Here is a 17,311-nt window from a genome sequence, read left to right as displayed (position 1 = left end):
AGGGGGTGGTGGACATCTTTTGTAAGCTTAAGAAACTAGAAAAACCTCAACTTTCTGAACGTCTATTAAGACTTAAAAAGGAGCTGAAAAAAAGGTCTAAAAAACCGAAACAAATAGAAACACTATCCCAGAGTGAGAATGATTTTATACAAAAGATCAAAAGGGAGACCAATCGTTTAAATCAAAACAATGTAACTAGAACAAAAGCATATCTCGCCTTTTTTAATCGGCATCCAGAAATACACTGGGCTTTTTTAGGACATATGGTGTCTAGGAACGGTGGGTGGAATATGACAGACTTGAAGGGAGGGATTCTTTCAAAGCTATTAACGAGCAAAGAAGCTAAGTCGTTTTTTTCATTTTTAGAGCGGGGAAATTGGCTGATTTTTCAAGATGCTTTTCCACAATTCTTGCTCTATGAAGCAAGTTTAAATAGCAGGACGAATCTATTTCACTTACTGCCAAATTTAAACGTTTCCATCTTTATGGAAGTTATCTGGAATGAGTTTTGGAAGGAACGAGATGTATATCTGTTGACGATGGCTTTAATCGTGAATGAACAAAGCTATTTGGAGGCGAGAGTTTTACAAAACTCTTCTTTTAAAAAGAAGGTGTTTAATACATTGGAATTCAAGCTGCAGGAGTTCCTATCTATGAATCATATTCTTTTTCCCTATTCATGTAATGGGAAGCAAAAGCTTGCTGGACAAACATTACGTCATTTTGAAAGTTTACATGAACGTATTTTACTTGGAAAACGATTATATCATGTCCTGTTTAATAATAATGAACGATTTGAAATGACTGTTCAATGGGCTAATGAGCATCCGCATTCGGGTTCGCGAATGGATTACTGGCCACATTTTTTTCATGATGTGGATGAAGGAGTCCCTGGAAGAATTTTAAAACAACGGATAAAATCATGTCAAATTATTCCGGGTTCATCGCGTATTTATAGTCCAAGTTTAGAATTTGCATGGAAAAATCAAAACCATCCTTGTGCGGAAATAGGAGATTGGTATAAGGATGCAGGGGTAATCAATTACTTACCCCGTGTGGAAGAAATAATAGATGGAGAGATTGAGAATGACTATTGCAAAACACTTGAAAGGCTCGAACTCGCGGTTATCACGAAAAAAGCCATTTCATTCCGTGATTAAAAGCATGATGGATTTCCTTCCGATCATCCTGCTTTCTTCATTATATGGAACATACCTAGACCTTTATTTTGTTGGTAGAGGGCTTTATTCTTTTCCAGCAAGACCATTGCCCGAAATTTTCACTATACATATTGCTTTTTCTCTCATTGGTCTTCCATTACTGACTGTATTTTTCTTAATTGTATGCAGGAAGTTAAAGAGTTGGAAAATTGCAATGTTTATTATAGCTCTTAGCATGCTCATGGCTGTTTTCGAAAAGCAAGCTGAAGGATTAGGAGTATTTGTGCATCATCATTCTTGGAAACATTTGTATTCGTTTATTGGTTACGGAATCTACTTCACAATGATACTCTCTTTTAATCAGTTCATTATGTATATAAAAAAGTAAGCGGTCATTCTTAACCGCTTACTTAGTAGCTTTATAATCCTTCCATGCAGTAATTCCGCCTTCAAGCAAGGTAACATTGAATTCTTTTTCAGCTAAAATTTCCGCACATTTTCTTGCTGAGTTTCCTGTTGTACAAGTGATGATTATTTCTTTATCCTTCGGCAAGCTAGAAATTGACTCCATATCATTCTCATCAAAAATATGTGTTTTTTCGATGTTTACACTATGTATATATTGTTCCTTGATATGATAATGATTGTATTTTTCTTCTGCTCTTACATCGAGAATAAATACTTCTTCATTCTTCTGCAATCTGTTACTTAATTCAACTGGTTTTATTGTTTTCATAAGAAATGGATGTCCCCCCAAACTAGTATTCTCATCCATATTATACATGAAAAACAGGTAACAAAGAATGAATGACCTTACGAGAAACTCGGGAACGACAGAGTAATGGATGTGCCAATATCGATTTCGCTTATTACAGTTACTGTACCCTTCATGCTTTCTACAATTCGATAAACAACCATCATTCCTAAGCCTGTCCCTTTTTGCCCCTTTAATGAGAAATATGGCTCCCCAAGTCTAGCAATATGTTCAGGCTTCATGCCATGTCCGGTATCGGTTATTTTTATATGGATACGACCACGGTTTTCAAACGTTTGGATTGTTAACATGCCTCCTTCTGGCATTGCTTCAATGCTGTTTTTAACAATATTTAGTAATACTTGGTGGAACTTATGGGGATCCCCTTTAATCGAACCCGCATGTTGAAAAAAAGATTCTATATCTACATTTTGCTTTAAAGTAAGCGGGCGTAGAATATCGTGACACTTATTGATTTCCTTTTCAATGTTCATTAAACATTCTTCATTTGAGTGTGGCTTAGCAAAGGTTAGATAATCATTTATGATGTCAGAAGCCCGATTGGCTTCTTCAATAGCAAACATGGCATATGATTTACTTTTCTCATTTGTATGCTCGCTTTCCCCTATTAGTTGTAGAAAGCCGATAACGGCAGTTAGCGGGTTTCTTACTTCATGACTGATACTAGCTGCTAAATGACTGACAATTTCCATTTTCTCGAATTTCATTGCCTCGAGCTGTAATACAAATGCAGTTCTGAGGATCTCTGCAAGATACGTTACAAAAAAGGTAGAAATGACTAAAATAATGCTATAAATTGCAAATTCCGTAAGGTCGTGAAAACCATATAATAATGCAGGGGTCAAATAGCCTATGACTGCATATCCAATGGAAAATATAGATACAATGCTTAATTTAGTCCAAAGTGACTTTTTTACATAGATCGGTGAGATCATGAAAATACCAATTGTTGAAATAATTATTAGAAACAAAGATAACCAAAACCCATCTCCGCCAAGAATAAATCGAATAGTTAGGAGAAAAATTCCTAATCCAATTGTTATACGTTTCCCGCCATATAAACCACCTAGAAGAAATGGGACAAACCGTAAATCATAAATAAAACCATGTCCTACTGAAACAGATAATTGCAGGCAGATGACAATTAGCGTACAAATGATAAAAACAAAATAAAAGTTCCATACTGAGGATTGAATAAATTTATTTTTGTGTAATAATAGCATATTTGTAAGTAAAACGAAAATAAGAATAAAGAGAAGATTAATAAGCAAGCCGTTCATCATTTCCATCGGGCACACTCCCTGTGTCACAAAAACCTTTCTCTTATTTTACGTTTATATTCTATATTTTGGCAAGATTAGGATTTGTTTGAATTATTATTTATTGAATAATAAATTCTTTTATTAAGTTAGAACCTCATTCATTTGACTGTTCTGGCAAATAGTTGTTTGACGGATCCATTTTGTTGCCACCCATTTCTCCCCAGTTATAACGGGAATACTGCTATGTAAAGACATCCGATCCACTTGACCATGACTATTACCATAATGGAAATAAACAGCCGTTCCCTTTTTAGGAACGATAGATAATCCGACTTTTGGAAAAATCGTTTCACCGCCTGCCCCTACATCATTTAAATAGATTAAGAATGTTGCGATCCGTTGTCCACCTTTATCCATATCAATTTGATTGGCAGGAAAGTAATCAAAATGGGCCTTATATTCCTCGCCAATGTTATAGTTCAACACTTGAAGGCCCTCTCCGTGATTAAGCGGGTGACTCGTTATTTCTTCTATTCTTCTTTCAATCGTGGCAATAAGATTTGTTTCATTTAAATGATAATAGGCACCTTTGCTCGTTCTTCCAGGTACCGCTTTTTTTTCTCCTGTTATTGGGTCGATAATTTCTGAAGGTTGAAGTCGATTCGTTGATAAATGAATTAACTGGTCACATTCTTCTATACTTAGTACATTATCAAGATAAATGATGCATGGCTTGTCCATTTTCAAAAGCACCATAACTTCTCGGTCAGTTGTTGTTATAATATTTCCCCTTTTTGCTATTTCAATAGATTCATACATATATGGGCTTTGATTGCCATCAACGGTTTTTAAAGATTGATTGTTTAAGATACGTAACATTGTTAAATAGGCAAAATCTTGGTCGAATCCTTTCTTAACCATAGCAGCAACAATTGATTCAGGATTTACACCGCTTTTTAATGTTTGTAGAATCCAGTCCTTCAGTTCATTTGAAATGCGGGTAATCTTTTCCATAACAGATTCTCCTTATTGTTGAAATTGTTTTTATATTTTTATTATAGAACTTTTCCAGACTTTCTGAAACAACTTGTAAATTTAGGAATATGAATAAAAATGGCCAACTAGATAACTAGTTGACCTAAAAAAAATATTATAAATGCTAAATCTCCATTTCCTTCCTGTAAGAGCTTGCTGCATTGTAAGGATCATTTACCTTCATGATGCCAGATACAATCGCCACTCCAGCAATATTCATTTCACGAAGCTTAGAGATATGATCAAGTTTAATCCCTCCAATAGCTACAGCAGGGATTGAAACAGCATTCGTAATCTCTGCTAACATTCCTGCGGGTAATACTTCGGCATCCACTTTCGAATGAGTTGGAAATACGGCACCGACCCCGATATAATCCGCACCAATTTTCTCTGCCTCTTTTGCTTCGTTAATTGTAGAAACAGAAATTCCTACAAACATAGATGAAGGGACAATATTTCTAACTGCTGCTAATGGAAGGTCGCTTTGTCCGATATGAATACCGTCGGCACCAACAGCTAAAGCGACATCCACACGGTCATTGATGATCAGTGGAACATGATAGGCAGATAGCAAAGTCTTCATGCTTTTTGCTTTTTCAAAAAAGCTTTTTCCCGAAGCATTTTTTTCTCGAAGCTGGACGATAGTGACGCCTCCTTTGACAGCTTCTTCAACTGTACGCAGCAGTTGATCTAATGGCATGGACTCCTCTGTAACTAAATACAACGTGTAATCCGGCTTCATGATAAACGCACTCCTTCTGCCCAGATTTGGTTATCCATGAGGAAGATTTCATCCATTAGCTTCATACGATATGTTCCGATCCCCTCATTGTCTTGAAGTGCTTTTTTTGCACGTTCTCCTGCTAAGCTCATGACAGACATCCCTGCAATCGCAGCCAAGAACCAATCTTCAGTAACCCCGGAAAAACATGCAATTAAGGAAGCTGTCATACACCCTGTTCCAGTAATTCGAGTTAACCAAATATCTCCATTTTCGATTTGGACTATTTTTTTTCCATTTGAAACGGTATCCAATTCCCCGCTAATCACTGCAATTGCCTGAAGCTTATTTGCTGCATTCTTAGCTAAATCTCTTACTGAAATGGACAAGGTGCCTGAGTCAACCCCTCTTGTGCTTGCTTCTCCGCCGATTAAGGCAAATACCTCCGATGCATTCCCTCTAACAATCGATACCCTTACATGCTCTAAAAATTCCTTTGCTCGATTGGTACGAAAGGGGGTAGCTCCTACGCCAACTGGATCGAATATAACTGGTATCCCCTTTTTATTTGCTGCTTGCCCCGCTCGAACCATTGCAGCATATGTTTCATCATCAATGGTGCCAAAGTTTATGACAAGGGCGTTTGCTAACTTCACCATATCTGCTCCCTCTTCGATACTTGTTGCCATGACAGGTGAGCCTCCAAGCGCAAGCGTTGCATTGGCACAATCATTGATCGTTACATGATTTGTAATATGGTGCACTAATGGGTTCTGTTCTTTTACTCTTAAGAATAAGTCCTTAATCTCATGTTTTTGCATATGTTATATCCCCCTGCGTTATTACTTTGTCACTAGGTCTGCTTTCTTATAAAGCTCGTAGAAATGATTCGTCGGTCCGTACCCCTTGCCTAGATTTAGACTATGTGTAATGGCTAATGTAATATATTTTTTAGCTTCTTGAACAGAGTCTATTAACGAAGCACCATTTGCTAGATTTGCAGTAATGGCTGATGACAATGTGCAGCCAGTTCCGTGTGTGTTTTTTGTATGAATCCGAGTTCCTGTTATCCAAGTGAAATTTTCCCCATCAAATAATAAATCGTTCGGATCGCCATGCAGATGTCCGCCTTTTAGTAGGACAGCTTTAGCCCCGAGAGCTGCAATGGCGAGACAGGCTGCCATCATATCTTCAGGCGTATGAATAGTATCCATCACTAACACTTCAGCTTCAGGGATGTTTGGGGTTATTAAGGTTGCCATTGGAATTATTTTTTCTTTCAATGCTGACACAGCATCAAGCTGTAGTAAATGATGCCCTCCTTTAGATACCATGACAGGATCAAGAACAACAAACGCAGGTTGATATTTTTGTAATGAAGCAGCGACTGTCTCTGCAGTTTTTGCAGATGATAGCATGCCAATTTTTACAGCATCCACACAAATATCATCAAAAACAGCCTCCATTTGATCCTTTATAATAGAATTTTCAATATTTTGTACGGATCGAACCTCTTGTGTATTTTGTGCTGTAACGGCCGTTATAACCGACATTCCGTAAACTCCATGTGCTGAGAATGCTTTCAAATCTGCCTGAATGCCAGCTCCGCCTCCAGAATCAGAGCCCGCGATTGTAAGTGCTGTTTTCATCGAGCATTCCTCCAATTGCCTTATTTCGAACTAATATTTTCAGCAAGCCATATCCCATGAGCGCACCAGTGAATGAACTGATCATAAATGCAGGTATAAAGCCAAACAATGTTGCTTCCTGTCCTAATAACAGAATGGAAATTGGATAGGTGGCCATTGCTCCAAGTATCCCTGTCCCGATTACTTCCCCTGCTGCTGCAAAATTAAGATTCTTTGTTTTCCTATATAGAATGGCTGCCAAAAATGCCCCGATCATACTGCCGGGATAAGCAAAAATACTTCCAGTCCCGAGCATGTTCCTTAATGTTGAGGAAATAACTGCTTGAAAGACTGCATACCATGGACCAAGCAGCACAGCTGATAAGACATTGGCAAAATGCTGAATCGGGAAGATCTTCGCAAATCCTACTGGAATGTAAATGAGACTGCTTGATACAGTTGTAATGGCTGCGATGAGCGCAGTTAATGTAAGCTTCTTTGTTTTATCCATACTAAATCCTCCCTCTCGTTTTGTAGTTTTCATTCTTTGGAAACGATATTAACGAATGCTTCTTTTGCATTCAATTTCTCCTTTATTACCTTTGATTCATAAAGCCAAATAGCGACTTCATTCCAAGTGTCCTCCTCTTGATACCCGAACGGCACATTTGCCTCCTCCATTAGGGGTAAAAGCACTTGTAAACTTTCAGTCTCCACTTCCTTATCTAGAGGAAAGCTATCATTTTCATGATCCAGCAGAACTTTAAGACCGGCAGCGGGATCTTTTTTAACGTCTTCCTGTGCCTTTGTTACCGCTTGCCAGAATTTTTCAAAGGCTGCTTTTTTCTTCTTTAATGTTTTCTCTCCTGTAACAATTACAAGTTCATAGTTATCTGGAACTCCAAAGTCAGTTAGTTTAAGAATATCCATGTCATAGCCTTCTTTATTTAACAGGACAAGTTCATGGTTAATATAAGCACCAGTAAGCGCATCCACATTATCAGTCGCAAGTGACGACATTAAATCCCAGCCAACATCGGTCATTTTCACTTTATTCATGTCTCCGCCAACTTTCTTTACAATCGTAGAAACGACTGCTTCATTGACAGATGCTGATGGATACCCAATATTTTTCCCTTCCAAATCCTTTGGTGATTGTATTCCGCTATCCTTTTTAAACATGATTGCATCAAGTGAATGTCTGACAAGAGCAGCGACTGATACTACCGGAATCCCTTCTGCTCTTGAGACTAAAAGCTGTGTTTGGTAGCTGATTGCCAAGTCGACCTTTCCAGTAGCCGCAAGCTTCAACGGATCATTCGTATCTGCAGGCATCTCAATGTTGACGTTTAGCCCTGCATCGGCAAAGTAGCCCTTTTCTTTTGCAGTATAAATAGCTGTATGTACTGCATTTGGATACCAATCTAGCATGATGCTAATATCTTCTAGCTTCTCTTTCTCATTGCTATTTGTATTATTTTCTGAACAAGCTGTAAGCAGCATTGCCATTATTAAAATAAGAAACAAAATTCTTTTCATCTACTAACCAACTCCAGTTGTTTGTTATTCTGTATTTTTCCAGTGTAATGCTTTCTTTTCAATAGCTGTCATGACGGAAAAAAGAAGGATGCCAATGATCGTCAATATCGTGATGGCTGCAAAAACCCCTTCTGCATTTAAATTGCCAGACATTCGCCTGCTGTAATAACCCAACCCTTCACTTGCACCAAGCCATTCGCCAATCGTCGCTCCAACAAGTGCATAGACTGTTGCAAGCTTCAACCCAGAGAAAAAGGATGGCAAAGCCATTGGAATGTTCAGCTTTGTAAACGTGTGCCATCGTGTTGCACCCATCGATCGAAGTAGCTCGATATATTCTTTATCCCCTGACTTAAGACCATCATATGTACCAACAACAATTGGAAAAAATGAGATTAATACGGTCACGGCAACCTTGCTCCATAACGTATAGCCAAACCAAAGGACAAAGATTGGTGATAGGGCAATAATCGGCATCATCTGTGAAATCAGTACAGCAGGATATAACATTTTCTCAACTGTTTTTGAAAAAAACATCCAAACTGCAAGTAATACACCGCCTATAACTGATATAAAAAAGCCGATGAAAAATTCAAGCATGGTTGCGCTTAAATGCTCCAAAACTAATGGCCGCCAATTTTCCAGGATCATCACAATGACGCTGGTTGGGGCAGGTATAATAAATGAAGGGATTATCTCTCCCCTGACTAGCCATTCAAATACGATTAATAGTAAACTTGCAAAAACGATAAATAGACTATAACTCTGAATCCATCTCTTAATCTGTTTCATTGGCAATCTTTTTCTCCAGTTCGTGTCGCAATCCAGCCAATTCTGTTGAATGCAGCAGGTCAGGAAATCGTGGACGCGGCAGATCTACATTTATTTCTTCTATCTTTTTGTCTGGGTGCAGCAGGATGATTCTGTCACTAAGAAGACATGCTTCCTCCAGGTCATGGGTTATAAACAAAACCGTTTTATTTAGCTCCTGCCAAATGGATAACAGCCATGCTTGCATCTCTCTTTTGGTAAATGCATCAAGAGCGCCGAACGGTTCATCTAGCAATAGCAAGTCTTTGCCTGTCAGCAGTGCCCGAAGGAAGGCTGCACGCTGCCGCATCCCTCCAGACAATTGTTTAGGCAGGGCGTTTTCATATTCAATCAGGCCAACATGATTCAGCCAATTTCTTGCTTCTTCTCTAGTAATCTGTAAATCCTTCCGGAATTCCGCTGCAATTATGATATTATCAATGATTGATCGCCATGGAAGCAGCAGGTCTCGCTGGGGCATATAGCCAACATCCCCAAGCGAAATGGACTTGCCGTTTATGGATATTTCTCCTTCATCTTGTTTAAGCAGGCCAGTTACCAATTTTAATATCGTGCTTTTGCCTGTGCCGCTTTTGCCAATGAGAGAGACGAATTCCCCACGATTTACTTGCATACTTAATTCCGAGATCACTTTGTTGTGTTGGTTTCCTTTATTCGTAAATGTGTAGGAAACATTTTTTAACACGAGCGTCATTTCTTCACCCACTTACAGTTATATAGGCCATTCTTGCTTGTAATAGTTCATTTCCCAGAATAAATATTCGTACTTTGAGGTCATTTGAAAATGCTCCTCAAGGATGGCGAGCTCCCGTTCTGGCTTTCCTTCCGCTAATTCATCCATCAGCCGTATAAGCCACTTTGCTCCTTCACCGAAGGTTTCAGAATCGTATGTTTCAATCCATTTGCCATATCGATTTGTCTCAATTTGATTTCCATATTGTTTTCTAAGCAATTTCCCAATCTCCCAGTAATCCCATGCACAAGGCAATAGACAAGCAACGACCTCGGCTAAACTGCCATTTTGGGCAACGTTTAACATATAGCGTGTATACGCAAGATTAACTGGTGTTGGCTTTGTAGCTTCTAACTCCTCACGGGAAATGCCAAATTCAGCAGCAAACTGGCGATGAAGCTCCATTTCAACATTTAATGTCTCATCGAGAATTTGAGCGAACTTCCCCATCGTATGTAGATCTTGTGCTTTTAGGACACCCACGGCAAATAGCTTTGCGTAATCGATTAAATACACATAGTCCTGTTTCATATAGTGAATGAATTTTTCCTCATCTAATTGACCTTTTCCAAGCTCTTGAACAAAGGGATGATTATGATTCTTCTCCCAGATCGGCTGAACATTTTCAAACAGCCTATCAGTGAATTTCTTTATTTTTACAATATCCATTTTATTTCCTCCTTCGAATTTCAATTAAAGCAAAAATAAAACCGCTTTCCAAATGTGGAAAGCGGTTAAATCATTACGCACAAATAGTCGTAATCATCTTACCTACTTCCCTACGCTAGTATGATCTAGATCAGGTTCAAAGGGTTACTTCTCAGCCATAAGGCGCCCCTAGCAGAAAAAAGTATTTAGTTAGTATTTAAGTATAAAAAACCCCCACTCTTTTAGACATATGAGTGGGGGTTGATGTATACGTAAGTGTTCAACCATTTACCACTTCCCTACGCCAGTGTGAACTAGATCAGGTTCAAAGGGTTTAGAACGGCCGTTCAATCTCAGTCTTTTACAAGACACCCCTAGTGTTTCTTATTTGAATTCAATTCATAGCATACCATGTATTTTGAATATTGCAAGCAAAAATGATTAAATATTTAAAGCCTCCTCTAATACTTCTACACGCCAGCCAAACGGGTCTTCATGTGTACCGTATTGAATCCCTGTTAGTGTATCATATAATTTTTTCGCAAGTTCCCCGGTTTCTCCATTATTGATTTCAAGTTGTTCATTTTGCCAGAAGAACTCCCCAATTGGCGAGATGACAGCAGCTGTACCCGTACCAAAAGCTTCTTCTAAAGTCCCTTCTTTATGTGCCTGATAGATTTCTTCCATTGAAATTTTTCGTTCAGAAAAAGGAATATTCCAATGTTCAATTAACTGAATGATTGAATCACGGGTAACACCGTCTAAGATGCTTCCATTTAAAACAGGTGTGATGACCTCCCCGTTTATCTTGAAGAATACATTCATGCTGCCGACTTCCTCGATATATTTCTTTTCTTTTCCGTCAAGCCAAAGAACTTGGGAGTATCCCGAATTTCCTGCCATTTCTTGTGCTTTTAAGCTGCCAGCATAGTTGCCAGCTGTTTTTGCATTACCAGTCCCGCCTTGAACTGCACGAACAAATTCTTGTTCAACGGAAATTTTCACTGGATTAATGCCTTCCTTATAATAAGCCCCAACAGGGGATAAAATGATCATAAATCGATAACTGTTTGAAGGTGCGACACCTAAGAATGGCTCAGTTGAGATGATAAATGGGCGTATATAAAGAGAAGTGCCCTCATATGAAGGGATCCAGTCCTTTTCAATAGAAAGCAATTGTTTTAATGCATATAACGCAAATTCCTCATCAATTGGAGGCATGCAAAGTCTCGCATTCGAACGATTCATTCGTTCCATATTTTTTTCCGGTCTAAATAATAAAACTTGTCCTTCTTTTGAGAGATATGCCTTCAACCCTTCAAATACTGTTTGCCCATAATGAAAAATCATTGCCGATGGTTCCAATGTGACAGGTTGATAAGGAATAATTCGCGGGTCATACCAGCCTTTTTCTGTAGAATAATCCATCACAAACATATGATCTGTAAAATGTCTTCCAAACTGAAGCTGGTCAAATGCCGGTTTTTGTTTTCTCGCTGCGGTTAAGCTGATTTCCATTTGATAGTCTCTCATCCACTTCTTCTCCCTGTCTTTTTAATATGTAATTCTCATGAGTTTTTTGCTTAAAAGCCTTGCTGTTTTTCAACTCTTTTAAGCGGTACTTAGTAAAAGTGAATTATTTATTTTTACAATTATCCTCCAATTCATATACTTTGTCGAGTGATTTTTTAAAAAATTCGAAAAATAAATAATTATGTTCTCCTGTCTACTTCCAAGTATATTAATGATGGAACAGATACTCTTTTTCCATATTACAAATAAAAAAGGGATGGTTTACTTAAACCATCCCTTTTCCTTCGATTGTGTAATCGCTTCTATTCGGTTTTTAACCTCAAGCTTGTCAAGTATTTGTGAGATATAGTTTCTGACTGTTCCTGTTTTGATTTTGAGCTCGTCAGCAATTTCTTTTGTGTTTTTCCCATCTGCAACAAGCTCAAGAACTGCTTTTTCGCGTTCGGTAAGCGGATTTTCTTCACTGTATACATCATCCATTAGTTCAGGTGCATAGATCCGTCTTCCGTCCATAACCATTCGTATGGAGCTAGCTAACTCTTCACTCGGGCTATCTTTCAGTAAATACCCACTCACACCTGCTTGTAGAGCCCTTTGAAAATAACCAGAACGTGCAAAAGTTGTTAAAATAATGACTTTACAACCGAATCCTTTTAACTCTTCAGCTGCTTCAAGTCCACTTTTCTCAGGCATTTCAATATCCATGATACAAATATCAGGTTGATGGTGCTTAACTAAAGTGACGGCTTCCTTTCCATTATTTGCTTTTCCGACCACTTCCATATCTTCTTCCAGGTTGAGCAAGGATCCTAATGCACCAAGCATCATCCGCTGATCTTCAGCAATTACAATTCTAATCATTCTTGCTCCTCCTTTTTAAGTCTGTTTTACAACACTTGGTACTTTCATTGTAATCGTCGTTCCATCAATCGTTTTTACATCTAAGCTGCCGTTCACAAATTCTAGCCGTTCTTTTATTCCAAGTAAACCACTGCCCTTAGAGAAGTAATATTGGTCAGGAATACCGATACCATCATCCTTAATTATAATGCATACTTCATTTGCTGATTGCTCAAATTTAATTTGGCAGAATGTCGCCTTGCTATGTTTTACGACATTTGTTACTGCTTCTTTCATACACATGCTAAGAAGATTTTCAAGAAAGATTGAAATACTTAGATGATTTACATCATTCTCAACAATAAGTGAGATTTCTGCTGCTTGAAGGATTTGTTTGACACGGATAATCTCCTCTTCCAAGCGAATCCCTCGCATTTGCGAGACCATTGTACGAACTTCGTTTAAGGCCGTTCTTGCTGTTTGCTGCACATCCTTCATTTCACTTCGAGATGCTTCAGGATCTTTATATACAAGTCTCCTCGCGAGGTCACTTTTTAGCCCAATTAATGAAAGCTTTTGTCCTAATGTATCATGAAGATCTCGCGCAATCCGTTGTCGCTCCTCTTGTTTCACAAGCTCTGCAATTCGCTGATTCGCGACCTCTAGCTGTTCCTCTAGTTTCTCCTGCTTCTTTTTATTATAAAGATTAAATGGGAGAAGGATCACGCTTATCCCAATGATAATGACAAACGGCAATTGCTTCAAAAACAATGGTTTTCCTAGAACTAAATTATAATTAATCGATGCAATTGTAAATACAAGATGGATAATATATAACGTTAAGAAGGCAATTCTGTTTTTGATATTCCCATTATAATAGGCAATATAGAAGGCAAAATAGACAAATTGAAAGATAATCGTCATTGCGGTGGAAATGGCGATGAGAATTCCCGTCCACAAGTAAACAGGCCATTTTTTCGATAGAAAAGCCAAGCGATAAGAAATAAAAAAGATAATTGTTAATAAAATACCAACAATGACTTCAATTGTCGAAGAAGATTGAAAAATGAAGTAAAATGGCAAAATGGCAAAAACACTCCAAATATAAGGAGATATGCCAGAGCTTTTTAAAGTTGTAAAATAGTTTTTTATCATCTGATTCCCTCATTAGATTAAAAAAATAGGTGAAGCTCACGCAAGTGGCTCCACCCATATTGTACTACTTTAATCTAGAAGCCATCTCACTTTTTTTTGTATTCTGGAGATAATTTGTGATTTCTTTATAGGCGACAAATTTCTTTTCTTTTTCATCCCATAGGTGGAATTTAAGTGATTGTAAGCTTGTACTTAGCGTGATAGTTGGCACATTTTTTAGCGGCTCTGTATTATTATGGGCCTCTTCTAACTTATAGTTTGGCACTCTCGGGCTTAAATGATGAACATGGTGATAGCCAATATTCCCTGTAATCCATTGCAATGGTTTCGGGAGTTTATAGAATGAGCTGCCTTCCACTGCAGCTTTTACATATTCCCATTCCGCATCTTCCTCGAAATAGGAATCTTCAAACGTATGCTGTACATAAAAAAGCCAGATACCTGCAGCTCCTGAGATTAAGAAGATTGGTAATTGAACAAGGAGAAATGCTTCCCAGCCAATACCCCAGCACAGCAGACCATATAGGGAAACAATTGAAACATTTGTTAAATACGTATTCATTCGCTCTTTCTTACGAGCACCTTTTCTGTTAAATCGATTTTTAATAAGGAAGACATAGATTGGTCCAAGACCAAACATAATAATTGGGTTTCGGTATAAACGGTAGGCAATTTTTTGCCAAGCAGATGCTTCCATGTATTCCTCAACTGTTAGCATCCAAATATCGCCAACCCCACGCTTATCTAAATTGCTGCTAGTCGCATGGTGAACAGAATGATCATGCTGCCATTGGCTATACGGGAAGATGGTAATGATCCCTGTGATTGTCCCGATAACTTTATTGGCGACCCGGTTTTTAAAGAAAGAATGGTGGCAGCAATCATGAAAAATGATGAAAATTCTTACTAAAAACCCTGCTGCTAAGACTGCAAAGATAAGTGTCAAAATATAGGATACGGATAAGCTTTTATATGCCAAAAACCAGAGACCGATAAAAGGCAAAATAGTATTTATCAGCTGCCAATTACTTTCCTTTGTATTCGATTGTTCGTACGGAGCCATTTGCTTCTTTAAATGAATTTGTTTTTGTTTGGTCATATTCATTGTATCCTTCCGCCGTTTTAATGATAATACTATAGAAGAAAGAATTAATTTTAAAGACACACGTGTCATGCACACCCCATGATAAGTGTCATGTTATGATAAGGATTATTATGAAAAAGTGAGGAGTTTTTTATGAAAAACCTAGTGGATAGTATGATTCATAAAGCCAAGGTAACGTACAATCAAGCGAATGCAAAAATGAAAGAAAGATTCTATAGTATTACTGGTACATCTGCTGCATCGGTAAAAGAAATTGCGGATTTTATTAAAAATCATCCCGATAGCAAAGTGACGAAAAAGGACTTCTTAGGCTTACAGTTTACTTTTTATGAAATGAAACTGGATGGAATTCATTATTATTTAGAAATGAAACATTCATCAATATTACAAGTGGATGTACGAGCACGAAATGTGCAGCTAGTTGCTTATCGCTCTTATCGGGATAAGTATTCCTTACTTACGCCTATTAAATTCCCAGAGTTAGAAAAATAAAAAAGCAGGGGATGCCCTGCTTTTAAGAAAATAGACTTTTAATTCCATCGATTAAATTTTTAAAGAAATCCCCAATCGCCTGCAGGAAGCCCTTATCGCCAACCGCTTCTTCAATTCGATTCTGGATGTCTTTCGACAAGTCTTCAAGCTGTGATTTTACATTGTCAAAGTTAATATTAAGACTGCGCATTTTTTCAAATAGATCTACAAGCAGCTGGCGATCCTCAGGACTTAATTTGATTTCAAGCGTCTTTAATTGCTCGTTGATAATCTTTTCGATGTCCTCTTTTGTTGCAGGATTTTGCGCGGCAATTTCTTTCTTAATTTCCGTTAGGAGCTCGGAAATTTTGTCCTTATCTAGCCCTTCCTGCTGTGCTAATTTAGATGCCAGGCTTAATTCTTCATTGGCTACTTCTGTATGTTCTGTATTTAATTCAGTTCCTTCGCCCTCATCATAGGCTTTATATATTCCAACTAAAGCAGAGTGACCACTTACTTTTACTGGAGATGCCACATCAACGACTGCATCTTGAATGCCTGCAGTTAAAAGCGCATTTGCATACATTTCATCTGAAACTTCCGTAATATTTTCTGGAGTTACTTGATTAATATAGAGACCAGATCCTGAATCCTTAAGCGTAATTTTTGCAGATGAATACATATTAGAATGTTTATTACCTTTAATGTATCTTTCTAAATCTTCTCCACTAACTGTTAATTCCTTCACCATCTTTGGATCTTTTACACCTAATAATTTACGGACCTCTTCCTTCTGTGCAGGTGTCAAGGCTGACCCATATACAACAACTGGGAGGCCGAACTTTTCGTTAATACTGTCTTCGTTATTATTATCTCCATTGGAGGCAAGTGCACTTGTTGAAATCGTCATTGTCAGAAGGAATAATAAAGCAATGACAATCCATTTACTAGTATGTTTGAACATGTTATACAACTCCCCTTATTTATTTTCTTCAACCGTTTCAGCCAATTTGAAAAGGAAACGGTATACAAGAACAAGGACTTCGCCGATTGTTAAGTCTTCATTGAATCCTTTTATATTATTCAGTGCGAAGTTGAAATCCCATAATCCATCAGTCTGGTTAAATAGTAAACTTACTTTTATTTCTCCGATTAATTCTTGTTCCAAGTAGGCTTTGATTCCTTTTTCATATTTTTTTTGAAGCTTTAAACCAAGCATGACTTCATATGTACGAAAGATATCATCTACTTCAAGACAAATCGATTCAGTATGAATCATTGGAAAACAGTCTGATTCAATGTAGATAAATTCATTAAGATACTGTTTTAAATAATGAATAGGCTGATTTAAGAAGCCTGCTGATTCTTCTCCGAGAAACTCTTCTGTTTCTTTATCGCTGCGTTCAATATATGCATCATTGAAACGTGCAGCAGGATCTATTTCCATTATCGTTCTTGTTTCATCAATAATCTGATGCTTCCTTGCATATTCGATTTCTTCTTTAAATGATGCTGTTTTTTCGTCGGAAAAATAATTTGTAATTTTTGTATGTAGCATGTTTACACCTCTTTATCGTGTTCTTCTATTTTTACTTCGGCTTGCTTTTCCTTTTCCCTTTGAAGGGTTAGTCAAACCATTGGAAATAGTTGTGGTCTTCTGTTTTCTAACTGATTTGTGTTCCTCTTCCTGTCCGCCCTATCCTGTGTACATAGGTTTCAGCGTCCTGAGGGATGTCATAGTTAAACACATGTGTCACTCCGTCAATATCAAGCCCTCTTGCAGCATTAAAAAATCAGGCAAAAAACCCCCTACTTTCCATAAATCCTATTTTATTATTTTGCTTGTTTTCCTTTAAAATAGCAAATTTTATCTCA

Annotated in this window: 20 protein-coding genes, 1 pseudogene and 2 riboswitches; of the genes and pseudogenes, 3 read left to right on the top strand and 18 right to left on the bottom strand. The window is 37.7% G+C overall.

All coding sequences use genetic code 11. From position 1 onward, the window contains the following. Window positions 1-5: 5 nt before the first annotated feature. Entirely contained in the window at window positions 6-1,160 is a 1,155-nt protein-coding gene (locus FI644_RS22355; RefSeq protein ID WP_369692255.1) for a DUF2515 domain-containing protein, read from the top strand. Next, a complete protein-coding gene (locus FI644_RS22350; RefSeq protein ID WP_246066976.1) occupies window positions 1,087-1,548 on the top strand; it encodes a CBO0543 family protein in 462 nt (153 codons plus the stop codon). The genes FI644_RS22355 and FI644_RS22350 overlap by 74 nt, the downstream gene beginning before the upstream one ends. Window positions 1,549-1,566: 18 nt before the next feature. Here FI644_RS22350 and FI644_RS22345 read toward each other — a convergent pair whose 3' ends face one another. The 15 genes from FI644_RS22345 to desA form a co-directional block, all read right to left on the bottom strand. Next, window positions 1,567-1,896 (bottom strand): rhodanese-like domain-containing protein, encoded by a 330-nt coding sequence (locus FI644_RS22345; protein ID WP_053477531.1) that lies wholly within the window; start codon window positions 1,894-1,896, stop codon window positions 1,567-1,569. A gap of 77 nt (window positions 1,897-1,973) precedes the next feature. Further along, the gene (locus FI644_RS22340; RefSeq protein WP_053476064.1) at window positions 1,974-3,224 is read right to left on the bottom strand and encodes an ATP-binding protein; all 1,251 of its coding nucleotides are present in this window, start codon (window positions 3,222-3,224) and stop codon (window positions 1,974-1,976) included. 114 nt (window positions 3,225-3,338) lie between these two features. Then, on the bottom strand, window positions 3,339-4,211 hold the full coding sequence (locus FI644_RS22335) for a 2OG-Fe(II) oxygenase (RefSeq protein WP_142108832.1): 873 nt from the start codon (window positions 4,209-4,211) through the stop codon (window positions 3,339-3,341). A 145-nt stretch (window positions 4,212-4,356) separates the two neighbouring features. Continuing rightward, complete coding sequence (thiE, locus tag FI644_RS22330; protein WP_142108831.1) at window positions 4,357-4,974, bottom strand: thiamine phosphate synthase; 618 nt, start codon at window positions 4,972-4,974, stop codon at window positions 4,357-4,359. Beyond that, window positions 4,971-5,774 carry a hydroxyethylthiazole kinase gene (gene thiM / locus FI644_RS22325; RefSeq protein ID WP_053476067.1) on the bottom strand — a complete coding sequence of 268 codons (804 nt, stop codon included), beginning with the start codon at window positions 5,772-5,774 and terminating at the stop codon, window positions 4,971-4,973. The genes thiE and thiM overlap by 4 nt, the downstream gene beginning before the upstream one ends. Before the next feature lie 21 nt (window positions 5,775-5,795). Beyond that, a complete protein-coding gene (thiD, locus tag FI644_RS22320) occupies window positions 5,796-6,602 on the bottom strand; it encodes a bifunctional hydroxymethylpyrimidine kinase/phosphomethylpyrimidine kinase (RefSeq protein WP_053476068.1) in 807 nt (268 codons plus the stop codon). Further along, complete coding sequence (gene thiW, locus FI644_RS22315; protein ID WP_053476069.1) at window positions 6,571-7,092, bottom strand: energy coupling factor transporter S component ThiW; 522 nt, start codon at window positions 7,090-7,092, stop codon at window positions 6,571-6,573. Before thiW ends, thiD begins: the two co-directional genes overlap by 32 nt. 29 nt (window positions 7,093-7,121) lie before the next feature. After that, a complete protein-coding gene (locus FI644_RS22310; protein WP_053476070.1) occupies window positions 7,122-8,120 on the bottom strand; it encodes an ABC transporter substrate-binding protein in 999 nt (332 codons plus the stop codon). Window positions 8,121-8,144: 24 nt separating this feature from the next. After that, entirely contained in the window at window positions 8,145-8,912 is a 768-nt protein-coding gene (locus FI644_RS22305; protein WP_053476071.1) for an ABC transporter permease, read from the bottom strand. After that, window positions 8,899-9,645, bottom strand: coding sequence for an ABC transporter ATP-binding protein (locus FI644_RS22300; protein ID WP_053476072.1), 747 nt, complete (start codon window positions 9,643-9,645; stop codon window positions 8,899-8,901). Before FI644_RS22300 ends, FI644_RS22305 begins: the two co-directional genes overlap by 14 nt. 18 nt (window positions 9,646-9,663) lie before the next feature. After that, a complete protein-coding gene (tenA, locus tag FI644_RS22295; RefSeq protein WP_053476073.1) occupies window positions 9,664-10,353 on the bottom strand; it encodes a thiaminase II in 690 nt (229 codons plus the stop codon). 90 nt (window positions 10,354-10,443) lie between these two features. Further along, window positions 10,444-10,533, bottom strand: a riboswitch (TPP riboswitch). Between the two features lie 78 nt (window positions 10,534-10,611). After that, window positions 10,612-10,718: riboswitch (TPP riboswitch) on the bottom strand. A gap of 55 nt (window positions 10,719-10,773) precedes the next feature. Further along, window positions 10,774-11,865, bottom strand: a complete 1,092-nt coding sequence (locus tag FI644_RS22290; protein WP_053476074.1) for a branched-chain amino acid aminotransferase — start codon at window positions 11,863-11,865, stop codon at window positions 10,774-10,776. A gap of 261 nt (window positions 11,866-12,126) precedes the next feature. Continuing rightward, a complete protein-coding gene (locus FI644_RS22285; protein WP_053476075.1) occupies window positions 12,127-12,726 on the bottom strand; it encodes a response regulator transcription factor in 600 nt (199 codons plus the stop codon). A gap of 15 nt (window positions 12,727-12,741) precedes the next feature. Continuing rightward, window positions 12,742-13,860, bottom strand: coding sequence for a sensor histidine kinase (locus FI644_RS22280; protein ID WP_053476076.1), 1,119 nt, complete (start codon window positions 13,858-13,860; stop codon window positions 12,742-12,744). Window positions 13,861-13,924: 64 nt separating this feature from the next. After that, window positions 13,925-14,959, bottom strand: a complete 1,035-nt coding sequence (gene desA / locus FI644_RS22275) for a Delta(5) desaturase DesA (protein WP_053477532.1) — start codon at window positions 14,957-14,959, stop codon at window positions 13,925-13,927. A 138-nt stretch (window positions 14,960-15,097) separates the two neighbouring features. Between desA and FI644_RS22270 the strand changes: the two genes are divergently transcribed. Next, window positions 15,098-15,457 (top strand): hypothetical protein, encoded by a 360-nt coding sequence (locus tag FI644_RS22270; RefSeq protein ID WP_053476077.1) that lies wholly within the window; start codon window positions 15,098-15,100, stop codon window positions 15,455-15,457. Window positions 15,458-15,479: 22 nt separating this feature from the next. On the opposite strand, the gene FI644_RS22265 is transcribed toward FI644_RS22270, so the two are convergent. The 3 genes and pseudogenes from FI644_RS22265 to FI644_RS22255 form a co-directional block, all read right to left on the bottom strand. Next, entirely contained in the window at window positions 15,480-16,400 is a 921-nt protein-coding gene (locus tag FI644_RS22265; protein WP_053476078.1) for a DUF1002 domain-containing protein, read from the bottom strand. Between the two features lie 15 nt (window positions 16,401-16,415). Beyond that, window positions 16,416-16,994, bottom strand: a complete 579-nt coding sequence (locus FI644_RS22260) for a hypothetical protein (RefSeq protein ID WP_075209149.1) — start codon at window positions 16,992-16,994, stop codon at window positions 16,416-16,418. A gap of 124 nt (window positions 16,995-17,118) precedes the next feature. After that, window positions 17,119-17,220, bottom strand: a pseudogene (locus FI644_RS22255) (helicase-related protein); the annotation flags it as partial. Window positions 17,221-17,311 lie beyond the last annotated feature (91 nt).

The organism is Cytobacillus solani, from assembly GCF_006704205.1.
Classification (GTDB): Bacteria; Bacillota; Bacilli; order Bacillales; family Cytobacillaceae; genus Cytobacillus; species Cytobacillus solani.
This window is presented reverse-complemented; position numbering and strand designations above follow the sequence as displayed.